The sequence below is a fragment of the Streptomyces poriferorum genome (assembly GCF_019399235.1).
In the GTDB taxonomy this organism is placed as follows: Bacteria; Actinomycetota; Actinomycetes; order Streptomycetales; family Streptomycetaceae; genus Streptomyces; species Streptomyces poriferorum.
Genome location: NZ_JAELVH010000105.1, coordinates 20645 through 45755, shown reverse-complemented (window position 1 = coordinate 45755; position 25111 = coordinate 20645). Strand labels below are relative to the sequence as shown.

Below are 25111 nucleotides of genomic sequence, written 5' to 3'. Positions count from 1 at the left end.
CTTACAAAGCAGATGTCGGCGGTTCGAAACCGTCCGCGCCCACCAGCACGAAGGCCCCCAACCGATCATGGTTGGGGGCCTTTGACATCTACTTCTGACATCAACGGGTGCAGTCATGCACGGTCGGGACGCTGCCGCTTCAGCATGCGGTCCAGGTGACTCACGGCCTCGCGCTGCGTGTCCTGGACGACGTGGGCGTAGATGTTCATCGTGACCGCGATCTGACTGTGCCCGAGGATCTCCATCACGACGCGGGGCGGGACGCCGGCCGCGGTCAGCAAAGTCGCGCAGCCGTGCCGAGCATCGTGCAGCCGGATCACGCGAAGCCCGGCAGTTCCGGCGACCCGCGTGAACGAGCGGTACAGGTTGCGCGGTTCGATCGGCCGGCCGGTGCGGGTGGTGAACACGTAGCCGGTGTCCTCCCACTTATCGCCAGCGGCTTCCCGTAGAGCAGCTTGCCGCAGCCGTTCCCAGCGCAGCGGAGCGACGCAGAGAGCGGGCAGGGGAAGCGTCTGCTTCCTACGGCGGCCCTTGGGATCGTCCTCGTACGCCTCACCGCGGACACGCTGTCGCTGGGTACGGACCCGGATCTCCCGCTTGTCGAGGTCCACGTTCTCCCGCCGCAGACCGACGATCTCACCGCGACGGAAGCCGAGCGCGATGGCGAGGACGAAGGCCGCGTAGAGCGGGTTCCGTAGCGGGGGTGGTGGTCCGCGAGGACGGGCGGGTGCTCACGATCAAGCGAGCAGACAATGGGACGTGGGAGCCGCCGGGGGGTGTGCTCGAACTGTCCGAGGCACCGGAAGACGGCGTGCGCCGCGAGGTCTACGAAGAGACCGGCATCAAGGTGCAGGTGGACCGGCTGACCGGGGTCTACAAGAACACAGCCCGGGGCATCGTTGCCCTGGTCTTCAGGTGTCGCGCCGAGGGCGGCCAGGAGCAGCTATCGGAGGAGTCCACAGCGGTCGAGTGGTTGACTCCGGACGAGGTGACCAGCCGCATGGCCGAGGTCTATGCAGTCCGAGTAACTGATGCCCTGCTGAACGATGCTCCTCACGTGCGAGCACACGATGGCCGGAAGCTCGCTAGCCACTGATGAGGGTCCCACTCAGAACGCACTTGCCCAGGAACGCTGGTCCCGCGCCACGGCATAGACCGCTTCCACTTGCTCAGGCCGCAGGGCCCCGACCAAGGGTGCCAAGGCGGCCAAGCCTCGATCGTCAAGTGCCCGCACGTCGTGTAGCGAAGGCACCACAGTAAGGCCGGCCGGGCGGACGAAGACGAGCACTGGGTTCACTTCAACGGGGAAGCCGCATCCTCGTTCGAGCACGCCCTTCACGATCGCAGCCTCGCGCCGGCTGTTCCGGAGGTATGGGCGCCCTTCTCCATGGTTGATCCGGACGGCATGGTCACCGACCCAAACGGACTTGTTTCGATGGTTCTTCGTGTTGATCGAGAAGACACCGCCGAGCCCTATGAGCAGGTGGTCGACATCCCAGGTCGGGGAAAGCGGTACAGAGTGCAGAGAGCGCCAGTTGTGCCGTGACAGGCGTGCCAGTTCACGGCTGACGATACGTTCGCCGCGGAGTCCGGCTTTCCAGGAATCGGCCTCAGTGGGACGACGCAGCATCCATGCGAGGTAGCGCTTCAGCAGGCCCGGTGAGACTTCTTCGATCTTGTCTCTCAGCGCGTCACCAGGGCGCCGTAGAGCCAAGTCATGTTCGGCGGGAGGGGGGAGTCGCGTCGTCCCGACCACAACGGGTGAAGTCGTTGGAGGGGGAATGTGCGGGGCTAGGACATGCAAGATCGACTGGCGTAACTTCTCGTCCTTGACTTCGAGATGTCCAGTGTTCCGATCGAACCATGCCACGGTCACGCCACCAGACGTGTTCACGTAGAGCCGGTCCAGTCCATGGCGCTTCCACTTCGACACTCGTAGCTCAGTCATGCCCGCCCCCCAGCGTTCCCCTGCACCCCGTACCACCATGGGACCAGGAGCGAACTCACCTCACAAGGCCGCCTCATGCTCATGTTCCAGCGAGCTGTTACAGGTTTCTCTACCTCATCAAGGCACCCGGCTGCGCTCCGCTCCGCCGGGCGCGCTTCCCGGCTCTGGCCGCTCCCGCGCTCCTGCCTTCGGCCCGCTCGTCGCTGCCGCCGCCGACGCGCGCCCGCATTGGATAGGCCGAAGGGCATGAGCCGAGACCGATCCGCGGACCAAAGACATGCCTCCGGCGGGGGCGCTCAGACTCCGGGATGGTCGGGGCGCCGTTCGCGGGTGCCGGCGGGTTCGTGGTGAGCATCGTGGTGGCTCCCATCCCGTCCGCCTTCGACCCAGGCAGAGCCGAGCGGGCGTGGTTCAGGGCGTCAAGGTCGTTCGTACAGTGGCGCGCTCCACCTTGACGCCCTGAACCACGCCCGCTCCACGGAGTGTGGGTCGAAGGCGGACGGGATGGAAGCTCGGGCAGGTGGTGGGTTGAAGCGGGGTGTGCATCGCCCGGATTCGGAAGGGGGCGTCCGCATCAGGGCCAACCCGAGTGCCGTGTCCTTGACCGCAAGCTGAGGCATGGTCAGACGAAGCTTATTGATCCCGTTTCGGCGGTCACTCATCTGAGGCCCTAGAAGGTGAACTACGCGCGAGGCCGCCTCAAGTCCCTTCCCCTGGCCGAGACCGGACTGGCCATCAGGCCCGCCTGATCAGCGGCATGGGCCTCACCCGGAGGAAGTCCTGTCTCTATAGTTTCCAAACGCGAGCCAACGCGTCGGCCGCCAGGAAACGCGACCTTGCCTCAATTTGAGTATCAGATGGAAAAGCTTCGGGGCTCGCTTCCCACGTATCGAGCTCCGCGTCGAAAAAGGCTCGTCCCTTCCTGAGTGCCCCCGCCTTGGACGCCAAAGGGGCATCTCCAAGGGAACTATTTAGACGAGTGGTGAGTAGCGTCAGATTGCCAATCGAATAGACCGAATCGCGATGATTCGTTGAGGCCAACGATTGAGGCTTGATGTGCTCAATTGACCACGTTGCGAGATTCTGGCCCGCCGGCAACAAGCCTTCCAGTTTCGCGAATGACATCAGCACGTAAGCGATGAAGATTTTGCGAGATCGCAGTTTTTGCGCCTGATTCAACTGAAGTGATGGGGCATAGAACAGCGAGCAAAATGCTTGGAAAGACCTCGAGTGATCCGGCAGACTTGTACGAAGTTTTTCCTTCAGGTCCTTGATGGCCAACGCCACGTCGGCGGAAGACTTAGCACCCTCCAAGCGAACAGCGAAGCGGTTGTACCTACTGCGAGTACCGCCAGTCGATCCACTATTCGTTAGCGCGGTATATTGGAAATGAAATGCTTCAACTAGCCTCAAAGCTTCGATTACCTGCGCCTGCTTAATCAATCCTGTTTCTCGAAATTTGCGAGCTACGGCGAGGATCATCGAGTTTGCTACAGAGACATTAAAGAGCGCAAGTGCGCGAACGCTGTCCACAAATTCCGGAACCGCGAAAGCATTACGCACACCACGAGATTTCGGCTGGACCTGTACGTGCTCAGCTTCTAGCCATTGATATGTTTCCGCATCGCGTTCGAGTTCTTTAAGATAGGAAAGGTGTGCGGCTGGACTGGCGCTCACAATGCGACTGATGGCCTTGAATAGCTCAGGCTCTTTAACCGCCTCGCGTCGCGAGTTCCAGGACTGCCAAATGAATCTGTCGACGACATCTGCGCTAACGCGACCGAGTTGAACACGGTCTACTACTCGTTCCCAACGATGTGCGACCGCGCTTCGATCTTCCGGTTCCGTGGAACCACCACGAATCAAAAGGTTCTTAACAAGATCTGAAAGTCGCAAGTCTGACCCGCGCGTATTCAATGTCTCGAAGACCAGAAAGCCGTCTTCCTCCGACGCCAATTCAACCTGAATTACGCGCGCCTTCAGGGCGTTTGATCGGATCAATTTAAGGTGCTCAACCTGCCCATTCGGCGTCAGATCCTTGATCGCAGTGAGAATCTTCTCCTCAAAGAATGAGCGCGCCTCTCCGATTCGCTCCGCGCTCCTATTCCACTTGGCTCCAGATGGAATGGCATTCGGGTTCTGGATCACTTCGTAGAACATTTTCTCAGGTCGGCGCAAAACGGGATGACTCTTGCCATCATCGTCTTTGACCACCAGATACTTTTGGGTGCTAAGGGCCTGGCTATTAGCTACATTCGCATCAAAACCATCGGTGCCAGCGTAACCGACAGCTACTTCTGTAAGTGCGTCACGCACAACAGACAGAAGAATTGCGCTCGTGGTCAGCCTCTGCTGGCCGTCGATGATTGAGTACGTGTCGCTAAATAGATCCCTCTTCTCGCTAACCCACGTCACCGTGGACCCGAAGAAGAAATCGCCCTTCGCCAGGATGACGTCGTCCCAAAAATCCATGAGCTGATCCCGTGACCAGCTGTAGGGGCGCTGAAAGTTGGGCACCTCATACAGGCACTGCTGGAAACAAGTCTGTATGGTCTTCGTTTTGCTTTCAATTGGAATTAGATCATTGCTCGGAACTGTCTCGGACATTCCCAACCCTCACGCCTCGCATCAATTAAATCACCTTGAACAGTAGCGCAAGCTGAAGAGCCCGTGCATGCGTTTCGATGAAGGCTCGACACCTCGCACGGCCTGGCCAGCAGATCAGTCTGGTCTTGGAGCGGGACGACGAGGTGCCGTGATGGCCCCCTGAGTGTCTAAGCGCGTGACAAGAGAGGAAGACAGCGGCGGACCTCCACGCACACTGACGGGCCATCGCAGCAGATCAGAGGCACTTTGATCCCAGGCCAAGCACTCGTCTGAGTTGCTTGGGGCGTAGAGCTCGTGCGCCACTACGGTGCGTCTGTTGGACGCCGAGGTTGTTGTCAGTGGTCGGACATACGATCCTCCTATGCGAAGAGGAGCGATCACGCGAGGGTCCGTGCTCAAGGTCCTTGCGGAGCATGACGAGTTGGGGCGTGAAGCCTTCCTGTCGAAGCACGGCTTCGGGGAGGCGCGGTCCTACGTCCTGGTCCACGGAGGCCAGGAGTACGACTCCAAGGCCGTCGCCGGGGTAGCCCACAAGTGGGATCAGGGGCGAGCACTCACATCGGACGAGTTCAGCGGGGGTAAAGACCACGCCGCGGCATGGCTCAAGCGAGTGGGCTTCCAGGTCAAGGCCATCAAGAACCCAGACTGGGCTCGCGACGAGATCATCCTTGCCTGCCACCTGGTAATGAAGAACGGTTGGAAAGGGCTGGACGCCGGGGATAGCAGGGTGGTGGAGCTGTCTGACCTCCTTCAGTTGCTTCCCATCCACGCGGAGCCGGACCGAAACGAGAAGTTCCGCAACTCCAACGGCGTCGCTCGCAAGACTTTCGACATCGCCACTCGCCACCCGGAGTACAAGGGGAAGCCCACCAACGGCGGCGCGCTGGACGTCGCGGTGCTGCACGAGTTCCTTGCCCGGCCGCAGGAGATGACCGAGGCCGCGAGGCTGATCCGGCAGGGCATCGCGACCGGCGACTTGCAATCCTTCGCGCCGACTGAGGACGAGGAGTTCGGCGACGAGTTCAGCGCGCCGGAGGGGCGGCTGCTCATGCGCCGGCACAGGGCGCGCGAACGGAACAAGGGCCTGCGCAAGAAGAAGATCGCTTCGGTTCTTCAGCGTGGCGGACAGCTCGCTTGCGAGGCTTGCGGCTTCGACTTTGAGAAGCTCTACGGGGACCGCGGTGCCGGATACATCGAGTGCCACCACGTCGTCCCGCTCCATGTGGCGGGGGAGGGGCAGACCAAGCTCAGCGATCTTGCCCTCATCTGCGCCAACTGTCACCGCATGATCCACCGGCGCGCACCGTGGCCGACCCCTGAGGAGCTGCGAGCCTCGATCGAGAAGAAGCACGCGAACGACAGGCGCGCCGCGGCGGCTTTGTCGCGACCGCGCAGGGCGGCTGACGAGCAGATGCCGAACCCGTGAGCTGACATCCACTCCTGACATCAACGTCGGTGGGCAACGGCATCCTTGGAGAGCCCTGAACGGCGGTCATGACCGGGTTCGCCAGGGCGCTTGGGCACCGTCGGCCGAACTTACAAAGCAGATGTCGGCGGTTCGAAACCGTCCGCGCCCACCAGTAGGAAACCGCAGGTGAGAGCCTGGATTGGCCTCCTGGTCCACACGGACTGGGAGGCCTTTTTCATGATCGATGCCACATAAATGCCACATCGTTCGACGATCCCGCTGTTTGCTCAGCACTGGGTCCCCGGCCACGCCGACACGAACTGGTCCACGTCCGCCCATCGAGCAGGGACATCGGGCGATCCAGGGCGGCCCCTGAATAGCTCGCCGGCGGTGGCGGATCGGCGACGCCGCGGGGGAGAGGGCTCATCGACTCGGGTACGACCGGGGTCGCGTTGGCGGGATGTCGCACACAACTTTGTGGACGCGGATCGTGATCCCTGTTCCGGTCGCCCCCGGGATGTCGTAAGGGCGGGATTCCTCAGGTCGCATCGGCCCGTCGCAGCGGTCGCACCTCATGACCGCCCCCGACGCCACGTCCGGCCCAGGGCATCCTTCGTCACGCAGGGCGCCCCGGCCAGGCAGGCGGGGCAGTACGTGGTGTGGCTCAGAAGAACGCGGTACGCAGTGTCGGCCTGATCCTCGGCGCTGCACTTCGGGCACTGGCAGTCCGGGAACGCGGCCGATGGATCCACCGTCGTGGCCGGCGCCACGGGGGCTTCCGCGCGCAAGACGCGGACCATGCCACTTCTGTTCACCTCGTACACCTTGATCGTCATCATGAATTGGCCCCCGGTCGTCGCTATTTGAGGGGCATCCGGCCAGTTCGCCGAGCGCACCTGCGGTCACACCCTGATGATGTGTGGGCACATCGAGAAGGTGATAGGTCGTTGTGTGGCCATGCGTGGCCACATTGCGGCCATGGCCAGGAGCGCGGACGATGACCCCTCAGACTAGGCACATGAGCCGCAACGACGCGCTGAGGGCCACGAGACTTCGAGCTGGGTGGCGGACCATCGAAACTGCGGCCATCGCCCTCACCGCGCATGGCCAACAGCTCCTCGACGACCGTCAGTTCACTGTGTCCGCACGGACGTGGCGCCGTTGGGAGGGTGATCGCCCGGGGTGGCCGGCGGAGGAGACCGCGATCGTCCTGCATGATGCGCTCGGCCGGTGGCCGGAAGACTTGGGATTCACCACACCACCGGGCTGGATCCGACCCGATCACCATGAAGAAGAGGGACCTGCGGGCCGACAGGCGTTCGTCTCCGTCACCGCCCCAGCGCTCGTTGCCGGACCGGTCCAGCCCCAACATGTCGACCCTGCCCTGATCGACTACTTTCAGCAGCAGTTGGAAGGGCATTACCGGGCGGACATGTTTCTTGGCCCGCACGACCTGATCGGTACGGTGTCAGCGCAGTACCAACTCATCGACAAGCTGGTGCGCTGCGCGAAGGGCGAGACCCGCCAGGGTCTTCTCCGGGTCGGAGCTGCCTACGCCGCGCTCGTCGGCTGGCTCTACCAGGACGCCGGCGACATGGACGGGGCCGCGTTCTGGCGGGGCATTACACAGGAGATCGCCATGCGGTCCCGGGATCCCCACCTCATCGGCTACTCCCTGGTGAACCAGGCGCAGGTCCGGACCGACCTTGGTGACGGGCACGCGGTCGTCGACCTGTGCGAAGCCGCGCTTGATGATGTCGATCGACTCGTTCCGAAGGTGCGGATCATGGCCATGCAGCAGCATGCCCACGGTGCCAGCCTCATCGGTGAACGGGGCCTCGTCGACCTGCTCATCGACCAGGCCGACCGGCTGCTCCGTCGGGTGGACGATGACCTGCCGTGGGGTAACGCTTGCCGGCGGACACCCGGATATCTCGAAGTGCAGCGCGCTACCTGCTACGGCCGTCTCGGGCTCGGTGTGGAGGCAGGCGTGCTGTGGACACAGGTGCTCTCCGGCGTACCGGAGACGGCCCGTCGCGACCGCGGGGTGTACATGGCCAGGCAGGCGACGGCGGCCGCAGCAGCGCGGGAGCCGGATCAGGCGGTGGAGCTCGCGCGCATGGTGGTGCCGATCGCGTCGGAGACCCGCTCGGCCAGGATGCGCCGGGAGTTGGTCACTCTGGAGCGTGCGATGCGGCCGTGGCAGGATGCCCCGGTCGGCCGGGATCTCGCAGAGATTCTGGGGCCTGTGACCGAGGGGAACTGAGTGTGTCCAAGGGACCGGTACCGCTGACGGACAGTGCGATCGAGGGGCGGCTCTTGGAGCTCCGTGGCTGGTCGCGAGTGGGGGATGAGATCACGCGGTCCTTCGGCATCCGATATCACGGCGGCGTCGCCATGATCGTGCACGTGGCCGATGTCGAGCGGCTCATCGGGCACCACGCAGACATCGACCTGCGGTGGGACCGGATCCGGTTCGGCATCACCACACACGACGCGGGCTACAAACTGACCGACGCCGACTTCGATTTGGCCACACGCATCGACCAGATCGCAGCAGCCCACGGGGCGGAGCCCGAGGCCTGACCCTGGGGCGCGGAGAAGCAGCCTGCCCCGCCCCCGACCGACGAGAGCCGAACCGACGCCAAGGTGTCGGCCCCGGCGGAGATCGCGGCGCGGCTCGGGATCGCCGAGGGCGAGCTGTGCGTGCGGACGACTTACGAGTTACTGGCGGACGGTAGGCCGGTGCAGCTGTCGACGAGTTGGGAACCGTACGACGTCACTGGTGGCACACTCGTCGTTTTCCCTGAGGGAGGGCCGTACGCCGGGGCGGGGGTCGTGGTCCGCATGGCCGCGATCGGAGTCACCGTCAGCCACGCGGTGGAGCAGCCCGAGCCGCGACAGGCGTCCGCCGAGGAGGCGTCGCTGCTCGGCATCCAGAAAGCCGCGCTCGTAACGCACATCCGACGGACGTACTACAGCGACCAGGGCCGGCCCGTAGAGACAGCGGACATCGTGGTGCCCGCAGCGCACTGCGAGATCGTCTACGAGATTCCGATCAGCCACTAACGAGCAGACCGCAGCAGCTCCAAAGCTGTGCCCAGCCGTGCCCCCGTGCCCGACAGAGCGGGAAACCAAGGGGAACAGCGGTGCCCGGCAGGGAACGGGCATGGCAGAGGCCCCCGACCATACGTACTGGTCAGGGGCCTCTTACCTGCGGTGGGTGTGGGATTTGAAGCAAGGTGACATCGCTGCCACGACGGTTTTCAAGCCCGTCCGCATCCGCGAAGGTCCGACCCGGTGGAAGGGGATCGGCCGTATGACGCCCGCTTTAGGGGTTCAGTCTTCCGTCGCCACCGTGCTGTCGATGGTTGGTGTGGCGGCCAGGAGGGGACGTTGGTGTGCACGTCCGTCCAACACCGTTAATGCCGGCAGGGGATGTCAGAGGCATGGTCAAGCTGGAGCGTCCGTGGGGGGTGGGGTTGCTTCCATTCCCTCAACGTCACCGATGAGTTCGCGCACGCTTCCGTACCGATGGGCAACATCGTGCGCCGTACATTTCCGCACGATCTGGCTCTGCGCATCATCTTGGGACAGCAGGGCTTCCCTGCCTCTGAAAATATAGGAAAGCACCCAACCGATCGAGTAGATTTCATTGCGTACGCCGTAGTCCTTGAAGCTCTCCAAGAGGGGATCCCGATAGGTTCCACGCATCTCAGTTTTTGTTCGCGTGTACTCAGAATTATTATCCTTGGCGAGGCCGAAGTCCGACAGCTTCACAAGCACGGCCCCACCGTCGAAGGTCTTTACTAGAACGTTCTGGAGGCTGACGTCGCGGTGAAGGAAGCCCTCGCTGTGGATGTAATTGACTCCGTACAAGAATTGAAGCGCAATTCTTTTTCGCGATGAGAATGACAGTGTGTTGTTACGTTTCTTGATGTACTTGCGGAGTGTGGACTCGCAAAACTCCATTAGGTATTCATTGCGACCCGCGTTGTACTTGAATACCTCAACTATGTACGGAAACCTTAGGCGCTTGAGGATCTCAAACTCTTGCTGGAACCGGTGGAGATCCCGTTCGCTCAAGTCGTTATTGGCGCGCTTGACTGCGAATTTGATTCCGTAGTCAGGGTCGATGAAAGAGAAGACCTTGGCGTACGAACCTTCGCCTATCAGTTGGAGCTGAGGGCGTTGGCTGGACTTCTTAAGTTTGATCTCGGTGTCTGGGCGAGAAAAAACTGGCTCATACCTGGTGATTGCAATTTGCTCGAACTCATCCGGGATGGTGCTGCCCCCGCTGCGTACCAGCCATGACTGGCAGCCCTCTATTGCGCTGGCATAGGATTCCACTAGGTGTACCTGCATGCCGGCATGCTTTAAGGAACCAAGGAAGTTGGTGACTTCCTTGGCGAGTGCGATCATTTCCCTGCTCTGTTCGGCCCAGTAGTGGCGGGTCGTCTCCGCCCTGTCGTTGATGGATTCGAAATGCTCGTTCAGCCGCTCGTGAAGGCTGGCGAAGGCGCGGTCGAAGCGGGAATCGCCCACGTATAGCCGAAGGAAGGTATTTGAAACTTTCGTGTCCGCATATGAATTCGAAAGGTCGGACAGCATTAGCTCGGTAGGGTCAGCCACTTCTTTGTCCTCCTGGCAGTTGCGTGTTGGTCGCCTTCCTCCCTTGATGCCTAGCCAGGTTACGGTTCGTTTGGGACTTGCAGGGCGAGAATCCAAGAAATGCGTAGGTTGGGCGTCCGCTCACGACTCGCCCCAGCTCCCATCCCGTCGGTCGTCGACCCACACGTCTGTGGACCGGACGAAATGGGCCGCGTCTGCTCGGCTCTGCCGGGGCCGATGGTGGACGCGATGTGAGCCCACCACACTCACTACGATGGGCCCGCAGCCGGGGACGGCGCCCCCTCCATTCCGGTGCCGGCCGATGCCCCGCCGGAGGCATGTCCTTGACTGCTGGGCCCCGTTCGTCGACGCGACTCATGACCTCGGGGCCTATCCGCAGTGGGCGGAGTGCAGCCGGGTATTTGAGGAGCCGCCTGTGGCTGGGGCTGGTGCACAGCAGCGAAGTACCGCAACCACAGCAACCGCCTCCGTCCGCTACCGCCTCTTCGGCGCCTCGCAGCAGCCGGTATGGCCGTCGCTGACCGATCCGGCTAGAGCTACGGATCAAAAGGCAGCCGTGCCCGTTCGGATCTCCTCGTCGGTGGCGTCCGCTGCGGTCTGAGCGGTTGGACCAGTCAGGTAGTCCGTACAGGACTCCGCGGTCATGAGAGGTGGCAGCTGGGGCCCCGGCAGTTGGCTCGGGACTCAACTGATGGAACCGCGCCCTGCCCTTTTCCATGCCCACCCGGTGCAAGCCCGGACGGCAGCGAACGACCGTGACCCAGGATGTTCGAGATGGGCGGAGCTGGAAAGCATGTTGGGGCTCCGTAACACAGTCGCGCACCCTGCTCCGCAAGAGCCCTTGCGGCTGGCGTCACTCCCATAGAAACGGATGAAGAGCCCGTGGCAGAGAAGGAAGCGGCCATTCGTACCGTGGCGCAGTTCGCTGACCACGTGCATTGGGTGCGAGCGTGGCCCGAGATGCCGACCTGGCGCGACCGGCTCCACCGGTGGGCCTACCCCGAGTTCTACCGATTCGATCGGTCCGCCACCCCACCAAGACCGTGGGTTGATCGTCCAGCCGGGGCCTACGAGCGGACGGGTTGGCGCATCCGAGCGGCATACGTGCGATCCAAGCTGGCTTTCGAGGTCGAGTACGTGGTCTGCGATTTGTGCGAGATCGGCTGGGTTGAGTCACCTCTCTCCTATGAGGGCTACAAGCGCTGCGGCCTCGCCTCAGCTGCTCTCCGGTCTCTACGTCGGGCCTACCCGGGCTTCGAGTGGCACACAGGCGGTGGGCACTTCCGCGAGGCCGAACCGTTCTGGGACTCCGTTGGCGTCGACGTCCCCGGGGGCTATGCCCGGCAGGAAAGGTGTCTACACGTGGAACCGCGGCGAGCGTAAGCGAGCCCCTGAAGCAGTGCTTGGGCGCCTCAGGTTGGGCCGTCTCTGGGCCGTCCGAGGTTGCTCAACGGCACCCGATGACGACCAATGACACCTGCTCAACCGCAACCGATCAACGCCCCCACCAGCGAAACCCTGGTCGGCGAGATTCCCCGCAAGACCCAGGGCAAGAAGGAGTGTCGACGGTCACTCAATTCGGCTCTGTGGGGGATCTTGTGATGCCGCAGGGCTGAGGTGGGCAGTCTCCAGGTGTGCGCTTCAGGGGTGTTGAGGCGGTTGTTGCCGCATCTGTCCGATGTTGTCATCGAGTCGATCAAGCGGACGGCCGGGGTGATCACGCTGCGTGCGGTGTGCCAAATGTCTCCGGTGAGATGCCCGGCATGCGGTATGCCGTCGTGGCGGGTGCATGGCCGGTACGTCCGCCGGCTCGGCGACGCGCCTGTGGCTGGCAGCCCGGTAGTTATCGAGCTGACCGTGCGACGGTTCAAGTGTCTGAGTAGCCGGTGTCCGGCGGTGACGTTCGCCGAGCAGATCGAGGGGCTGACCAGGCCGCATGCCCGGCAGACGCAGGTGCTGCGGTCGATGCTCGCCTCGATCGCTCTGTGCCTGGCGGGCCGTCCCGGCGCCCGCCTGGCCGCCGCCGTCGGGATCCGCATCGCCAAGGACGCCATGCTGGACCTGCTCCGCGCGATTCCGCAGCCACCGGTCGGCGCCGTCAGATTTCTGGGAGTGGACGACTTCTCTCTACGCAAGGGCGACTCCTACGCAACGATCCTGGTTGACCTGGAAGCACGCCGCCCGGTCGATGTCCTGCCCGGCCGGGACGCCGAACCGCTGGCCGCATGGCTGCGCCAGCACCCGGAGGTGGAAGTGATCTGCCGGGACCGCGCGGACGCCTACGCGGAGGGAGCCCGAAACGGTGCCCCGCAGGCGATACAGGTCGCCGACGCATGGCATCTGTGGCGGAACGTCGCCGAGGCGGTGGAGAAGACGGTCGGTTCCCACCACGGGTGCATCCGGGCCGCGTTCGCGGCGACCCCGGTCATGACGGAGGCGACCGCAAGGGACCTGGTCACGCCGGAGCCGTCTGAGGTCGTGGCTGTACCGTTCGTCCCGCCGGACGGCACCCTCGACGTCAGCGGCCAGCCCCGGCGTCTGGTGGCCCGCACGACCCAGAGATACGAGGCAGTCCAGGCACTGCTGGCCGAGGGGAAGTCGCTGGCGACGATCGGCCGGACGCTGCGGCTGGACCACTCCACCGTCCGCCGCTTCGTTCGAGCCAGCAGCCTCGACGAACTCCTGGTCAAAGCCACCAGCCGGCTGTCCGTACTGGACGAGCACAAGTCCTATCTTCATGCCCGCTGGTTGGAGGGCTGTCACGACATACCCCAGCTCCACCGCGAACTGCGCGAGCGCGGATTCACCGGGAGCGTCCAGTGCCTCCGCCGCTACTTCCGCGCCTTCAGACCTCCCCGCCAACCAGGACGGAAGTAGCAGCCGGTGTCCCGGCCGCAGCCCAGGCCGGCCCCGAAGCCCCGCCGCATCGTCCGCTGGATCATGACGAACTCCCAACACCTCGCCACCGCCGATGCCGCGGAACTGAAGGAGGTCCGTACGGCCTGCCCTCACCTTGACGCCGTAACACGGCACGTCCACGACTTCGCCGAAATGCTCCACAACCTCCGAGGAGACCAGCTCCCGGACTGGATGGAACACGTCCTTGCCGACGACCTTCCAGCCCTGCACTCCCTGGTCAGAGGCCTGCGACGAGGCTTCGACGCAGTTACCGCCGGCCTCTCCACCCCATGGAGCTCCGGGCAGGTCGAAGGCCACGTCACCCGCGTCAAACTCCTCAAACGCATGGCCTACGGTCGAGCCAACCTCGACCTCCTACGCCAACGCGTACTCCTGGGACCATAACCCTGCGCCAGGGACCTACCGCTGTGAGCACGCCCGAGCCTGCCGTCTATTCTGAACGCGTTCAGTCGGTGGTGGGGGGATGCGGATGTGCACTTCAGTGAGACGGTGGTCGCCTCTGGTCCCCGCGTTGGCGTCGGCTTGCGTTGGCTGCGCTGATGCAGGTGGAGACGCAGCTCGCGTTGATCAGTCGGCGCTTGCGGGCGAGTGGAGTAGCCCGGGTGGCGCTCTTCTTCGCTTGCGGGCGGACCACGGTATGACGGGGGGAAGCCTGAACAACGCGATGCTGGGAAGCACATCGTGCCCGGACACTGGAGCTTCTTCAGCGCGCCCGACGAGGCGGGTTCCTCCTTCGCTGACGACGCGCTCACCAGCGGCGACACCGTCTCCCTGAGTATCGACTCTCCGAAAGACTCCTGTCTCTTGTCGGCTCTGATCCGGCGGGACGAGCACGGACTCAATCTCTGCCTGGTAGAAGACCCTGATTCCGGCTGTTCCGCCGAAGAACTTCTCCGCCTTGAGTCAGCGTCCGCAGAACGGGCTGCGAAGTGACCCGCCGCCCCTGCCTTTTGAAGAGCATCACAAGATCCCCGACAGAGCCTAATTCCGTGACCGTCGACAAGGCGGGTTCCCGATGGTCCGGCACACGCGAGCTGCGCTATGGCGAGCCCGGTGACGACGTTGTGAGTGATTGTGGTGAGCTCTAGGTATGCGTGCCAGATGCGTGCCAGATCGAGCGGTCAGTCACGGTCATTTGGGGAACGTCACGGCGTCCGCAGCTGGTGGCAGCCATCGCAGCGCACAGACCAACTGAGCTGTGGTGATTACCTGGAGGCCGGCGCCAGGCTTACAAAGCAGATGTCGGCGGTTCGAAACCGTCCGCGCCCACCAGTCAAAACGCCCCCGCAGCGGTCCGCTGCGGGGGCGTTGACGGTAGTACTTGACGGCGGTCCCTCACTCCGGTCGGCGCCGTCGCAGTAGCCGGTCCATGTGACCCATCGCCTCCCGCCGGTTGTCGTCGGACACGTGGGTGTAGATGTTCATCGTGACGGCGATCTGCGAGTGACCGTGACCCAGGATCTCCATCACCACGCGCGCCGGCACGTCGACAGCGAACAGGAGCGTGGCGCATCCGTGGCGGGCGTCGTGCAGGCGGATGGGCCGCAGCCCAGAGTCCTCCGTGATGCGCTCGAACGCCTGGCTGAGATTCCTCGGCTCGATGGTTCGCCCGGTCCTGGTCGTGAACACGTAGTCGCTGTCATGCCAGGCGTGCCCCGCGTCGTTGCGCGGCGCGGCTTGACGGAGACGCTGCCAGCGCAGCGGCGCCACGTACATGAGCGGTACGGGGATGGCGCGCGTGCGGCGGTTCTTTGTGGAGTCCGCGTACAGCTCCTTCTGTGCCCGCTGGATCTGATTCCGCACGGTAAGCGTGCGGCGCTCCAGGTCGATGCCTGACCAGCGGAGGGCAAGGACCTCCCCTCGCCGCCGCCCCAAGGCCACGGCGAGCACGATGGCCGGGTACAGGGAATCTTTTCTCGCAGCCCCCAGGAAGGCCGTCGTCTCCTCCAGGTCCCACGGCTTCAGCTCCCGCGACTGAACCCGAGGGGCAGGAACGAGCTTGAGCACGTTCCTGCTGATCGCTCCTCGCGGTATGCGGCTGTGAGGGCGCTGCGTAGGACACGGTGCGACTCCTTGGCTGTCGCAGTCGACGCCTGTGTCCTCACGGGTGCGAGCAGGCGGCGCACGTCGGCTCGCACCAACGCCCCGATGGGCTGGACGTCGATCTGCGTGCCCCAGCGCCGAGGCATCCGGGCACCGGGGCGCGGATTCGCAGACCTGTCCGCCACGCCGACCGTGCCGGACCACCCCTTAGGGTTTGCCCATGGGTTTGACAGCAGGTCACGACGGAGGGGCCCTGCCCGGTCCGACAGCCCCGGCGCAGGGGTGGCAGGCGCCGAGCGCGGTGGAGCGGGGGCTGTACGAGGCGAAGGTGCGTGGCGACTGGCCCGCGTACTACGACCTCGTCGCCCGGGCCGACCTGTACATGATGCAGTCGAGGGCGTACGTCGACGCGAACCCGGGCAACAGCCGCTTCCACCCCTACTGGAGCCCGCAGACCCAGACCATGTGCCTGGCCGTTTACACCGGCGGCATGCTGCCACCGCCCGTCGCCGACCCGGTCTACAACTGCTACGACTTGGGCTGGTTCGCGGATGCCTGGCACCAGAACGACCCGCCCTACCTCGTCGTCAACCCCGGCAGCCCCTGCGAGGGCATCCTGCCGGCAGGGCCGGAGGGCCGCGCCCTGTGGCAGCGCCATTCCGCACCGGTCGAACGGCCGGGGCTGGTCCGGGACGCCGTCCACACCCTGGAGATGGGCGGTCCGCGCAGCGGTCCCGTCGCCTTCGGCCTCGCGGCCGGCGCACACATCAACGTGCGCAACGGCCACTACTGGAACGCGTTGGCCTACCACGGCAGCGGCTACCGCAGCGAGAAGCGCACGCTGGAACGCTGGTGGGGCGTCAGCACCCGTGAGGACTGGCAGGACATGCAGGCGCTGCTGCTGAGCGCCGGGATGGTCAGCAGCGTCTGGGAGTTCGTCCTGCGACTGCGCCGCTCCATGGCCCTGGACTTCGCGGGCCCCGTCGACGTCGACCACTGGCGCCAGGCCGCGGCCAATGTGGTGCGCCGGCGTACCGAGGCCGCAGCCGAACCCAGCCTGTCCGCGGACGGCGTCACCCAGGGACGTACCGTCACCGCCGCAGAGCTGGAGGGGCAGGTGACCGGCGTACAGCGGCTGATCGGCCGCATCGCCCGCTACGAGGCACGGTTCCGTGCCGATGGCCTGCTACCCGAAGGGGGCTTCGTCCAGAGCGTCGAGGCCTGGGACTACGGCCGGGCTTCCGGCATGGCCCGCTGGGGCCTCGCCGCCCGCTTGTGCTCCCTCCAGGAGACGGAGGCGGCCGTGGTCAGCGCCGGCCGTCTCGTCCAGGTCAACTACCGTTCGTGGGAGAACTTCTCGGCCGCGTACATTCTTGGCCGCTGCCTCCACTTCGACGAGGAGGAGTTCGGCGAGTGGTACGAGACTGCCCTCGCGACCCACCGTGCCCTGACCGGGGACCCTGCCAGCCCGTGGCGCACGCTCCCCTGGACCTGAGGTGTGCAGGCGGGCCGGGGCGTTCGGCCGAACTGCTAGGGCGGTGGATTCCTGGCAAGCAGCGGCAGCGGCCAGCCTGCGCAGGCCACTAGTGCGCTGCCGTCCTCGTTGAGGAAGAGCAGGGTGGTCCATGTCCGATCGGCAGCGTCGATCAGCCCTGTGCGCACGGGCCGGCCCTGTTCGCGGATGAGCTGCACTGCTCGTTCCAGCCCAAGAGGTTCGAGCCCGTGCATCCGCATGCGCTGAAGTCGGTGCTTGTAGACCCCGGCATGCCGGCCTGCGGGTTGTGCCCGCTCTGCCACCCAGTAGGTGGCGCCGCTGCGGAGGGTGGCCAGAGCTATCACGGACGGCTCGTCATCCCCGGCCAACAGCGATTCCAGCACGTGCCGTTCCATAGCCACCCCTCTTCTTCTGGGCCTTGCGGCACAGCAGTCACATACTGCCCCCGCGCGGCGTCTCTCCGAGCCCGCCCAGCGGTGGCCCCCAACCGATCACATCCTCAGCATCGAGGGCGAAGCCAGGTTGCGCTACTGGCGGCAGGGGGAAAGAGCGTGCCCGTCGCGTGCTTGCCTCTGAGGTAGTCGCGCCCTTGCCGACAGCAAGCCGGCAGGGAAACCGGTGAGCGTGCTGAAGGCCCGTCACGTGAAGGCCGCTCTGCCGGACAAGGCTTCGCTCTCCGGGTGGCGGCAGGCAGGCCCACGCAGCGTGGATACGACGGGGGATATGTGCGAGGTCGTAGCCGGCGAGGCCTGCGAGAGCGTGATCGCTACAGGCTCGGTGAACTTCACCCGCGGCGCGCAGAAGACGGACAAGTGGCTGAGGTTCAGTTTCACGGTCTACTCCTGCCGTACCGAAGGCGCCGCGCAACGCCTGTACAAAGCACTGACCGCCGATGACCCACGCTCCGATGGGGCAGAGGGTCCGCAACTCGGCGACGAGAGCGCAGTATCCAGTGATCTCCTGGCAGGCAAGTACCCCGTCGCCTACATCCACGACAAGGTGCGAGTAGGAAGCCCCGTTCTGTGGACCTACGCCATGGGGTCGGAGAAGGCCGTCACGAGCGAGCGGGCCGAGATGGCCGCCGAGCTCCAGACCCAGCGTGTGCAACAAGTGCACGAGGGCCTGGAACCCACCGCCAGTGCGGACGTTCCGTAGGCTCGCAGTGCTGCCACAGCCGGCGACTCAGCGAGCAGATGACCGCAGCGGCCCGGCTGTGATCCGCCGGGCAGGGCTCAGAACTGCCTCGCTTCCCACGGGTCCGGAGACGGCTTCAGGCCGAAGGCGCGGTGGAGTCGTGCCTGGGCAGCCTTGAGGCTCTTGATTCCTTCGTCGAACGTGTGCCACCCACGCAACGCCTGTCCGGCCTCTTGGGGCGACTGGATCAGTCCGGTCTCCGGCGCCGAATCGAGGACCTCGAGCGCGCCCGCATCGAGCTGGTCGATGGCGGCCGACCAGGCCGTTCGGGTCTTGGGGTCGGGGAGGGAATTGAACAGCCGGGCCGTGCTGAGCGCATCCATGAGACCGCCGAAGTCCAGTGTCACCAGCTCCATGTCGGCACCGGGGCGGCCTGATTGAGCCTTCACCGCTTCCTTGATCAGGCTGACCATCGCCGTCTCGCCTCCGTACGTGTACCAACTGCTGACGGCCTCGGCGATCTCGGCGGCGGTAGTCGGTGTGGGCGTCGCAGTCGGAGACGGGGGTGGGGTCGGAGACGGAGACGAGGTCGCCGTCGGGGTGGTCGGTTGTGTGGCAGGCGTGGCGCCGCCGTTGGCCGAGTCGGAGTCGGCTCCCGCGCAGGCGCTGAGCAGCACAGCCGCCGTGACGACCGTCAGCAGCGGCAGCAGCAGTGCGCGGGTGCGCCCCGGTCGGTCCACCGCGGCAGGGCGGTGATCAGCCGGACTTGGGGAGTCGGTCTCGAGCCCCCACGCACTCGTCGTCCGCCTGAGCTGCTGGGTTCTTCGTGGCACGGCACTTCCCCTCGTCCGGCATGGGGAATCAGGCCCCCGCGGTCATCGGAGCGGCCGGTGTGCGATCGCCCCTCTCGACGCTAGGGCGAGGCGATACATTCCACCAGCGACTGGATCGCATGGGAGTCATGCGGCATAGGAATGGCTGACGAGGGACGGAGGGTGGCTCGTGTTCGACATTGACGCGCTGCGGCTGCTGGTGAACGTGGCCGGGGCGGGATCTTTCACCAAGGCAGCGGTCAGCCTCAACTACACGCAGTCGGCGGTCTCCCGGCGCATCGCGTCGCTGGAGCAGGAGGCGGGCGGCCCGCTCTTCGAGAGGCTTCCGAGGGGCGTACGGCTGAACCCGGCGGGCCGCGCCCTGCACCGGCACGCCGTGGACGTCCTTGACCGCCTGGCCCGTGCGGAGCAGGAGCTGGCCGTACTGCACAGGGGGCACGGCGGGTTGCTGCACGTAGGGGCGTTCCCCACCGCCAACATCGCGTTGATGCCCGCTGCCCTGCGGGCGTTCCGGCAGGCCCGACCTGATGTCGAGGTCGTCGCCGTCGAAGGCCGCAGCGGCACGCTGACGGCTCGGATCGCGGACGGGGCGCTGGACCTGGCCGTGGTCAGCGACTACCCCTCCGGGCTGTGCTCTGCCGACGGAGTCGCCACGACGCCGCTGTGCGAGGACGAACTGCTCGTCGCCCTGCCCCGAGAGCACCGCTTGGCCGGAGCCGACGTGATTGATCTGCTCGAACTGCGCGACGAGGCCTGGCTGCAGGATGCGTACGGGGACCGCCCCACTATGCTCGCCGACGCCTGCGCCCGGGCGGGCTTCGCCCCCAGGAAGATCGTCCGGATCGCGGAGTGGACGGGAAAGTTCGGCTACGTGGCCGCGGGTCTCGGCGTCGCGCTGGTCCCGTCGCTGGCCGCATGGGCGGTCCCGGAGGGACTCGTGCTGGCTCGCCTCACCGACCCGGCCCTACGCCGGACCCTGCACATCGCCCTGCCCGCCACACCGCTGCCGGCAGCGCTGACCCTGCGCGAGTTGCTCCAGGACGGAAGCCTTCGACCTTCGGGAATGCGGAAGACGCCGGACACCCGGTTTGAGGTGTCGGCTTCGGGGGTGGAGTGGTGACGAACCGGCATCGGCGGCAGTCGGCCGTCTACATCTTCGAGATCGCCGACCCCGCCTGACGGAGACCGCTTGGGCTGAGTCGAAGCTGGATTCGAGATGCCGGTGGGAGTCCTTCCACTTCAACCGCAGCAGCTACGCGAACGTCTCGGAGCCAGGTTCTTCGGTGAGGAGGCAAAGCCCCAAGTGCTCGCGGAGGAAGCTCTCCAGCTGAGGAAGCTCGATCGCACGGGCCGGTAGATCACTGGAACGGGGACGGTGGAGCTCGACCAGCTGGGCCATCAACTCATCGTCGAGGTACGGCGCCTGATAACGGTCTGTCGTCCCGATGTAGAAAAGCCAGCTGTGCAGCCGGTTGGCAGGGCAATGCCCTCGGCCTGCATGCAGGTTCTCCGGTTCGTGCTCGTCACCGTACGAACCGATGTTGAGGTAGGAGGCTCGACGCAAGCCTTCGTCCAGAGCCGGGGTCGGATCGTCCTTGCAGTTCCAATAGATCCGAGCCTCCTTCTCAGGTATGGGGTTCGGTATGGCCGCCAACCGGAGATGGTAGTTCTCCTCCATGGCTGCAGTCCGGCATGCGGAGCCAGAGCGAGGCTCGGCGGTCGGGAGAGGCGGCAGCCCGACCGACAAGGGCGGCAGTCGGGGGCAGTGCGGAGGGTGACAGCGCGACGATCGGTGAGGAACTGCCCGGTCGATCACGCCACCCCTGTCCCACGGAATCCGAGATCTCGAAAGTATGGGCGGGCGGCCGGACTTATAGGGTTCGACCGGGGTGACGATGACCGATGGCGACTGGCACGACGACAGTGAGTATCACGAGGCGGTGCAACGGGCCGCACGTGCAAAGAAGTTCGGCTGGGCAGTGACCGCCGGGACGGCAGGAGCGCTGGGCTGCGCACTGATCGTCCTGGTCTCGTTCGTTGTCGTCGCGGTCGTGGCGGGCCTGTATGTCGTGGTGGACATGGATTCCTAGAACCTGCCTGCGGATGATGTGTCTCTGCCTCTCTGCGACGGGCGGGCTGTACCCAGTTCAAGCCGGTGCTTGGTAGGGCGCGGGCCATTTGGCCGCTTTGAAAGTGGGCGATGCTACTTGCCTCACTTGCCTCACTTGCTTCGTCTTTGAACTGTGTGAGGAGGATGGGAAGCGAAGAGCGTTCCTTGATGACCTGCATGTAGGTTTTGGCCATGGCTGGTGACTGGCGGATGGATCGGATCGGGACTGCTCTGAGCGGTGAGAACCCGACCGTGTTGCGGCGGTTGACGTCGGGATTCGCGGTGATCGGGGATGTCCAGTTCCTGCCGGGATACTCGGTGCTTCTCGTGGATGAACAGGAGGTGCAGCGGCTGTCGGATCTGCCGAAGGCAAAGCGCCTGTCGTTCCTGTCTGACATGGACCAACTCGGTGAGGCGGTCGAGCGAGCCTGTCGACGGCTGGACCCGGCTTTCCGACGGGTCAACCTGGAGATCCTGGGGAACACGGACCCCTTCCTGCATGCGCATGTGTGGCCGCGGTTCGAGTGGGAGCCGGCCGATGCGGTGAGCGCTCCGGTGTGGCTCTATCCGCGTGATCGGTGGAGTGACGAGCAGTTCAGGCTCGGCCCGCAGCATGACGTGCTGCGAGAAACGATCGGCAGCGAGCTGGACCAGTTGCGTTCGATGCGCTGACGGCGCGGGCGGAAACAGCTGCGGTTGCCTGCTGGGGCTGCCACGATCTTCCCGGCGTTGTTCTCCATCGGCGGCGACGGCTGCCGATCGCCCCCACAGCAGGTCTGCGCGATGCCCGGTCAGCATTCACGCCATGAAACGCTCCCCCCACACCACGTTCCAGGGGGGACCATGAACGCCAGACTCACCATCTCTGCCCTCGCGGCCGGCCTGCTTGCCGTCACGCTCGCCGCGTGTGGCAGCGGCAGTGACGACAAGCCCGCCACTTCGACCAGTGACGCCGTCAGCCAGGCCGACCGCGAGGAAGCCCGCGACGCAGCGCGCAAAGCCGCCGGCCTTCCGCCCGAGCCCAGCGCCACTGCCCGCTACGCGATCGACCCGCGCATTTCGAAGCCTGGCAAGGACGACCAGACAGTGTCCCGAGGCCTGACTCAGTGCGGGTCCATCAAGACCACGACGGACCGGGGCAGGCTCATCAAGCTGACCCTGGAGCGGTTCACCATCGACACTCGCCTGCCCGACATCAGCAACGAGGCCACCGGCGGCAAGATCCTCGATGTCGTGCACAAGCACCTCTGCCCCGACTTCTGACATGCGAACGGCCCATAGGCGTTGAGCCCGAGGACAGCATTGCGCTCCGTCGCGCTCGCACACGCTTGGGAGGCGACTGTGTCTGCTCTTTGGTCGGAGTACAGGATCAGACGGAGGCCGTGTTCATGTCCTCGGACTCCTCGGACGAGCGAGTGCGTTCACTTCGCAGTTCGAAGGCAGGGCCCTACGCGGTGCTCGGCTTGGCCACGAGTCGGTCTCGGCCTGGTGAACCGTGATGCGGTGCACGATGTCACGCTCCAGTGTGTGACCATGCCCTTCGAACCCAGTTCGCGTCTCCCGCACTTGCCGGAGAACGATATCGGCCCCGGGACGCCCTCGAATGTGCGAGGCGACGGGTTCGCGGGTGGCTGCGTAAGCCTGATCGTGCTGCTCACCGAAGTCCCGGTCGCCCTTCTGCTGGGGCTGACGTCGGTCATCCGTGGGTGGGTTGGTGCGGACGAGCAAACTGCGACACCAGCGATGGACTGGGTTCCTATCTTCTGGTTCGGCGGGTTCACGATGGGCGTGCTGGTGATCGCCGTGCTCTTTCTGTACTCGGCGCATCCGTTCGCAGGTGCGGTCCAGCTGATCCTGGCAGCCATCGCACTGCTCTTCACCATCACTGTGTGGCATGGCCAGTACGAACGCGCTCACTCAGGAGCGGCAACCGGCGCAGCGGCCAGCCGGATCGGGCAGGTCTTGATCGCTTTCGAGCCTGCTGATTAGGTGGCCGGCATGACTGAGTTCGGACCCGTCGCCTGGCCGCCTGCCCCGATCAGGACCGAGAGGCTTGTGCTCCGTGAGTCGCAGGCTCGGGACCGTGCGGCGTTCATCGAGTTGTTGGCGTCGCCGGAGGTGCACACCTACCTTGGCGGTCCCCGCCCTCGTGAAGAGCTCGAGCGCGAGATGCCCGAGGTCCCCGAGCGGTGGCCCGGGAGCTTCGTCGTTGATCTCGGCGGGGCGCTGATCGGGCAGATTCTGCTCAGGAGAGCGCCGGAGCACCGTCGTTCGGCTGCCGAGGGGAAGGTGGATCTCGGCTATCTGTTTCTGCCGCGAGCGTGGGGATTCGGGTATGCCTCCGAGGCGTGCGCGGCAGCGCTCGACTGGTTCGAGGGTGTCCTTCCCGGCGAACCGGTGGTGCTCACCACCCAGACCGCCAACGTCGGCTCGATGCGCCTTGCGGCAAAACTGGGATTCACGGAGGTGGAGCGGTTCCGAGCCTGGGACGCCGAGCAGTGGCTCGGTCAGTGGTCCCCGGTCACGTCCTCCGGCTGACGTCGTGAGCGACAACGCGGATCCGCGATGCAGACCAGTGCAGACCCTGGCGGGCGGACGGCGTCGGGCGTCGGTATTGCGCCAGGGTGCCGCCCAAGGCGGCGAGATGATGAACAAGGCCGGCCGTTGGGGCCATCCGCGCTGGAATCTGCTGATCGTGGTGCCGCTATTGCTCTTGGTGCTCGTTGAGGGCGACGCCAGGCGGTGTGACTTGTGGGTCGAGGCCCGGGGGTTGGCGGCCGCGGGTGTGTCCGTCGCCCGGTCGGCGGTCGTTCTGTTGTGCGTCGTGATGAAGGGGCCTGTTGCCCTGGGGCGTTCGGGCCGGCTGTTAATCTCCGGCTTCGTGAACGACAGCGTGTATGTGGGCAAGGCGGGCAAGGACGCGGCACTGGACCGGGGGTGGCTCCTCGGGCATTTCAAGGACGCGGGCGACCCGCGCCACAGCGAGGACGTAGAGATCAAATGGGGTGTTCACCCGCCGGGCGACGAGCGCCTGGAGTGGGTGAAGGGCGAGCATCGCACCGCTCTCCTGGTCCTGATCAGCGGTCGCTTCCGCGTGGAACTCCCCGGCCGCAGCGTGCTGCTGGAGGAGCAGGGTGATTACGTTGTGTGGGGGCGCGGGGTCGACCACTCGTGGGTCGCGGAGGACGAATCGGTGGTGCTGACCGTTCGATGGCCGTCGGTGCCCGGCTATGCCGTGGACGCGCCGGGACCGGTGGAGGCGCAGGGCTGAGTGTGCCGGGTCGCACCCCGGACACCCCTGCCCGCATTCACCCGGGCGCCGACGTGCGCCGTGGTCAGGCGGTGGAAGCCGGACCGGCCGGCAGGTGGACCGTCATGATCAGGTGGCACGCTTCGGGCCCGGTGCCGCGGTAGGTGTGAGGGGCGTCGGCGTCGAAGGTGGCCGTTTGGCCGGCCTCGACATGGTGCTCGGCGCCGTCGACGGTCAGCGTCATGCGGCCGGAGGTGACGCTGACCGTCTCCACGACCCCGGCCCGGTGCGGGTGGCTGGGGTACTCCTCGTCCGGTTCCAGCCGCCAGCGCCAGACCTCGACCGGGGCCGCGCCCGACGTCGTCAGCATCAGCCGGGCCTCGCTGCCCCGCGCGCCGGTCCACAGGGGGGTCACGGCGTCGGCCGTCACCACGCGGACGCGGCCTTCGGCCGGCCCTTCCATCAAGGCGGAAACCGAGACGCCCAGCGTGTCGGCCAGCCGGACCAGGGTGGCGAAGTTGGGGTTGCCCTGGGCCTTCTCCAGGCCCACCAGCGCGCCCTTGCTGACCTGTGCGCGCCGGCCGAGCTCGTCCAGGGACAGGCCGGCGCGGGTGCGGGCCGCTCTGACGTTGTGGGCGAGCGTGCGCAGTGCCGTGTCCGTCTCGGGCATCCGATCACCATCCTTGCGAGGACCACTGGAATGCACCGTGCGGTCGTTCGGTTGACATTCGA

General features: G+C 65.3%; 22 protein-coding genes and 3 pseudogenes. 16 read left to right on the top strand and 9 right to left on the bottom strand.

Features of this window, described 5'->3' with window-relative positions; translation table 11 throughout:
• Positions 1-113: 113 nt before the first annotated feature.
• A pseudogene (locus JGS39_RS19385) lies at positions 114-695 on the bottom strand (tyrosine-type recombinase/integrase); the annotation flags it as partial.
• A gap of 32 nt (positions 696-727) precedes the next feature.
• Here JGS39_RS19385 and JGS39_RS19380 point away from each other — a divergent pair.
• Positions 728-1096, top strand: coding sequence for an NUDIX domain-containing protein (locus JGS39_RS19380; RefSeq protein WP_308120532.1), 369 nt, complete (start codon positions 728-730; stop codon positions 1094-1096).
• 12 nt (positions 1097-1108) lie between these two features.
• On the opposite strand, the gene JGS39_RS19375 is transcribed toward JGS39_RS19380, so the two are convergent.
• Both JGS39_RS19375 and JGS39_RS19370 read right to left on the bottom strand, forming a co-directional pair.
• Positions 1109-1948, bottom strand: a complete 840-nt coding sequence (locus tag JGS39_RS19375; RefSeq protein ID WP_219570444.1) for a nuclease-related domain-containing protein — start codon at positions 1946-1948, stop codon at positions 1109-1111.
• 786 nt (positions 1949-2734) lie between these two features.
• The gene (locus JGS39_RS19370; RefSeq protein ID WP_219570443.1) at positions 2735-4555 is read right to left on the bottom strand and encodes a DUF262 domain-containing protein; all 1821 of its coding nucleotides are present in this window, start codon (positions 4553-4555) and stop codon (positions 2735-2737) included.
• 361 nt (positions 4556-4916) lie between these two features.
• Here JGS39_RS19370 and JGS39_RS19365 point away from each other — a divergent pair, with 361 nt between their 5' ends.
• The 4 genes and pseudogenes from JGS39_RS19365 to JGS39_RS19350 all read left to right on the top strand — a co-directional run.
• Positions 4917-5981: an HNH endonuclease gene (locus JGS39_RS19365; protein WP_219570452.1), complete on the top strand. Its 1065-nt coding sequence runs from the start codon at positions 4917-4919 to the stop codon at positions 5979-5981.
• Between the two features lie 1000 nt (positions 5982-6981).
• On the top strand, positions 6982-8229 hold the full coding sequence (locus tag JGS39_RS19360; protein ID WP_219570442.1) for an NsdA family TPR-like regulatory protein: 1248 nt from the start codon (positions 6982-6984) through the stop codon (positions 8227-8229).
• 2 nt (positions 8230-8231) lie between these two features.
• Positions 8232-8549, top strand: a complete 318-nt coding sequence (locus JGS39_RS19355) for a 4a-hydroxytetrahydrobiopterin dehydratase (protein WP_219570441.1) — start codon at positions 8232-8234, stop codon at positions 8547-8549.
• Positions 8550-8591: 42 nt separating this feature from the next.
• Positions 8592-9032: pseudogene (locus tag JGS39_RS19350) on the top strand (UTRA domain-containing protein); the annotation flags it as partial.
• Between the two features lie 384 nt (positions 9033-9416).
• Here JGS39_RS19350 and JGS39_RS19345 read toward each other — a convergent pair.
• On the bottom strand, positions 9417-10595 hold the full coding sequence (locus JGS39_RS19345) for a protein kinase family protein (protein ID WP_308120531.1): 1179 nt from the start codon (positions 10593-10595) through the stop codon (positions 9417-9419).
• 1740 nt (positions 10596-12335) lie between these two features.
• Here JGS39_RS19345 and JGS39_RS19340 point away from each other — a divergent pair.
• Positions 12336-13472, top strand: a complete 1137-nt coding sequence (locus JGS39_RS19340; protein WP_264302741.1) for an ISL3 family transposase — start codon at positions 12336-12338, stop codon at positions 13470-13472.
• Between the two features lie 63 nt (positions 13473-13535).
• The gene (locus JGS39_RS19335) at positions 13536-13898 is read left to right on the top strand and encodes a transposase (RefSeq protein WP_219570439.1); all 363 of its coding nucleotides are present in this window, start codon (positions 13536-13538) and stop codon (positions 13896-13898) included.
• A 951-nt stretch (positions 13899-14849) separates the two neighbouring features.
• Here the strand turns inward: JGS39_RS19335 and JGS39_RS19330 are convergent.
• Positions 14850-15646: pseudogene (locus JGS39_RS19330) on the bottom strand (tyrosine-type recombinase/integrase); the annotation flags it as partial.
• A 131-nt stretch (positions 15647-15777) separates the two neighbouring features.
• Between JGS39_RS19330 and JGS39_RS19325 the strand changes: the two are divergent.
• A complete protein-coding gene (locus JGS39_RS19325) occupies positions 15778-17052 on the top strand; it encodes a DUF1266 domain-containing protein (protein ID WP_219570438.1) in 1275 nt (424 codons plus the stop codon).
• Positions 17053-17087: 35 nt separating this feature from the next.
• Here JGS39_RS19325 and JGS39_RS19320 read toward each other — a convergent pair whose 3' ends face one another.
• Positions 17088-17447: a hypothetical protein gene (locus JGS39_RS19320; protein ID WP_219570437.1), complete on the bottom strand. Its 360-nt coding sequence runs from the start codon at positions 17445-17447 to the stop codon at positions 17088-17090.
• Between the two features lie 223 nt (positions 17448-17670).
• Here JGS39_RS19320 and JGS39_RS19315 point away from each other — a divergent pair, with 223 nt between their 5' ends.
• A complete protein-coding gene (locus tag JGS39_RS19315; protein WP_219570436.1) occupies positions 17671-18207 on the top strand; it encodes a hypothetical protein in 537 nt (178 codons plus the stop codon).
• Between the two features lie 77 nt (positions 18208-18284).
• Here JGS39_RS19315 and JGS39_RS19310 read toward each other — a convergent pair whose 3' ends face one another.
• Positions 18285-18926, bottom strand: coding sequence for a hypothetical protein (locus tag JGS39_RS19310; RefSeq protein ID WP_308120529.1), 642 nt, complete (start codon positions 18924-18926; stop codon positions 18285-18287).
• 262 nt (positions 18927-19188) lie between these two features.
• Here JGS39_RS19310 and JGS39_RS19305 point away from each other — a divergent pair, with 262 nt between their 5' ends.
• Positions 19189-20139, top strand: a complete 951-nt coding sequence (locus tag JGS39_RS19305; RefSeq protein ID WP_308120528.1) for a LysR family transcriptional regulator — start codon at positions 19189-19191, stop codon at positions 20137-20139.
• Positions 20140-20271: 132 nt separating this feature from the next.
• On the opposite strand, the gene JGS39_RS19300 is transcribed toward JGS39_RS19305, so the two are convergent.
• The gene (locus tag JGS39_RS19300) at positions 20272-20697 is read right to left on the bottom strand and encodes a hypothetical protein (RefSeq protein ID WP_219570435.1); all 426 of its coding nucleotides are present in this window, start codon (positions 20695-20697) and stop codon (positions 20272-20274) included.
• 217 nt (positions 20698-20914) lie between these two features.
• On the opposite strand from JGS39_RS19300, the gene JGS39_RS19295 reads away from it, so the two are divergent.
• The 6 genes from JGS39_RS19295 (at position 20915) to JGS39_RS19270 (ending at position 24400) form a co-directional block, all read left to right on the top strand.
• On the top strand, positions 20915-21109 hold the full coding sequence (locus JGS39_RS19295; protein WP_219570449.1) for a hypothetical protein: 195 nt from the start codon (positions 20915-20917) through the stop codon (positions 21107-21109).
• Between the two features lie 212 nt (positions 21110-21321).
• The gene (locus tag JGS39_RS19290) at positions 21322-21801 is read left to right on the top strand and encodes an HIT family protein (RefSeq protein ID WP_219570434.1); all 480 of its coding nucleotides are present in this window, start codon (positions 21322-21324) and stop codon (positions 21799-21801) included.
• A 171-nt stretch (positions 21802-21972) separates the two neighbouring features.
• A complete protein-coding gene (locus JGS39_RS19285) occupies positions 21973-22392 on the top strand; it encodes a hypothetical protein (protein WP_219570433.1) in 420 nt (139 codons plus the stop codon).
• Positions 22393-22656: 264 nt separating this feature from the next.
• Positions 22657-23118: a DUF6234 family protein gene (locus JGS39_RS19280; RefSeq protein WP_219570432.1), complete on the top strand. Its 462-nt coding sequence runs from the start codon at positions 22657-22659 to the stop codon at positions 23116-23118.
• A 9-nt stretch (positions 23119-23127) separates the two neighbouring features.
• Positions 23128-23667 carry a GNAT family N-acetyltransferase gene (locus JGS39_RS19275; RefSeq protein ID WP_219570448.1) on the top strand — a complete coding sequence of 180 codons (540 nt, stop codon included), beginning with the start codon at positions 23128-23130 and terminating at the stop codon, positions 23665-23667.
• 289 nt (positions 23668-23956) lie between these two features.
• Positions 23957-24400 (top strand): cupin domain-containing protein, encoded by a 444-nt coding sequence (locus JGS39_RS19270; RefSeq protein ID WP_219570447.1) that lies wholly within the window; start codon positions 23957-23959, stop codon positions 24398-24400.
• A 64-nt stretch (positions 24401-24464) separates the two neighbouring features.
• Here JGS39_RS19270 and JGS39_RS19265 read toward each other — a convergent pair whose 3' ends face one another.
• Entirely contained in the window at positions 24465-25049 is a 585-nt protein-coding gene (locus JGS39_RS19265) for a helix-turn-helix domain-containing protein (protein ID WP_219570431.1), read from the bottom strand.
• Between the last annotated feature and the right edge of the window lie 62 nt (positions 25050-25111).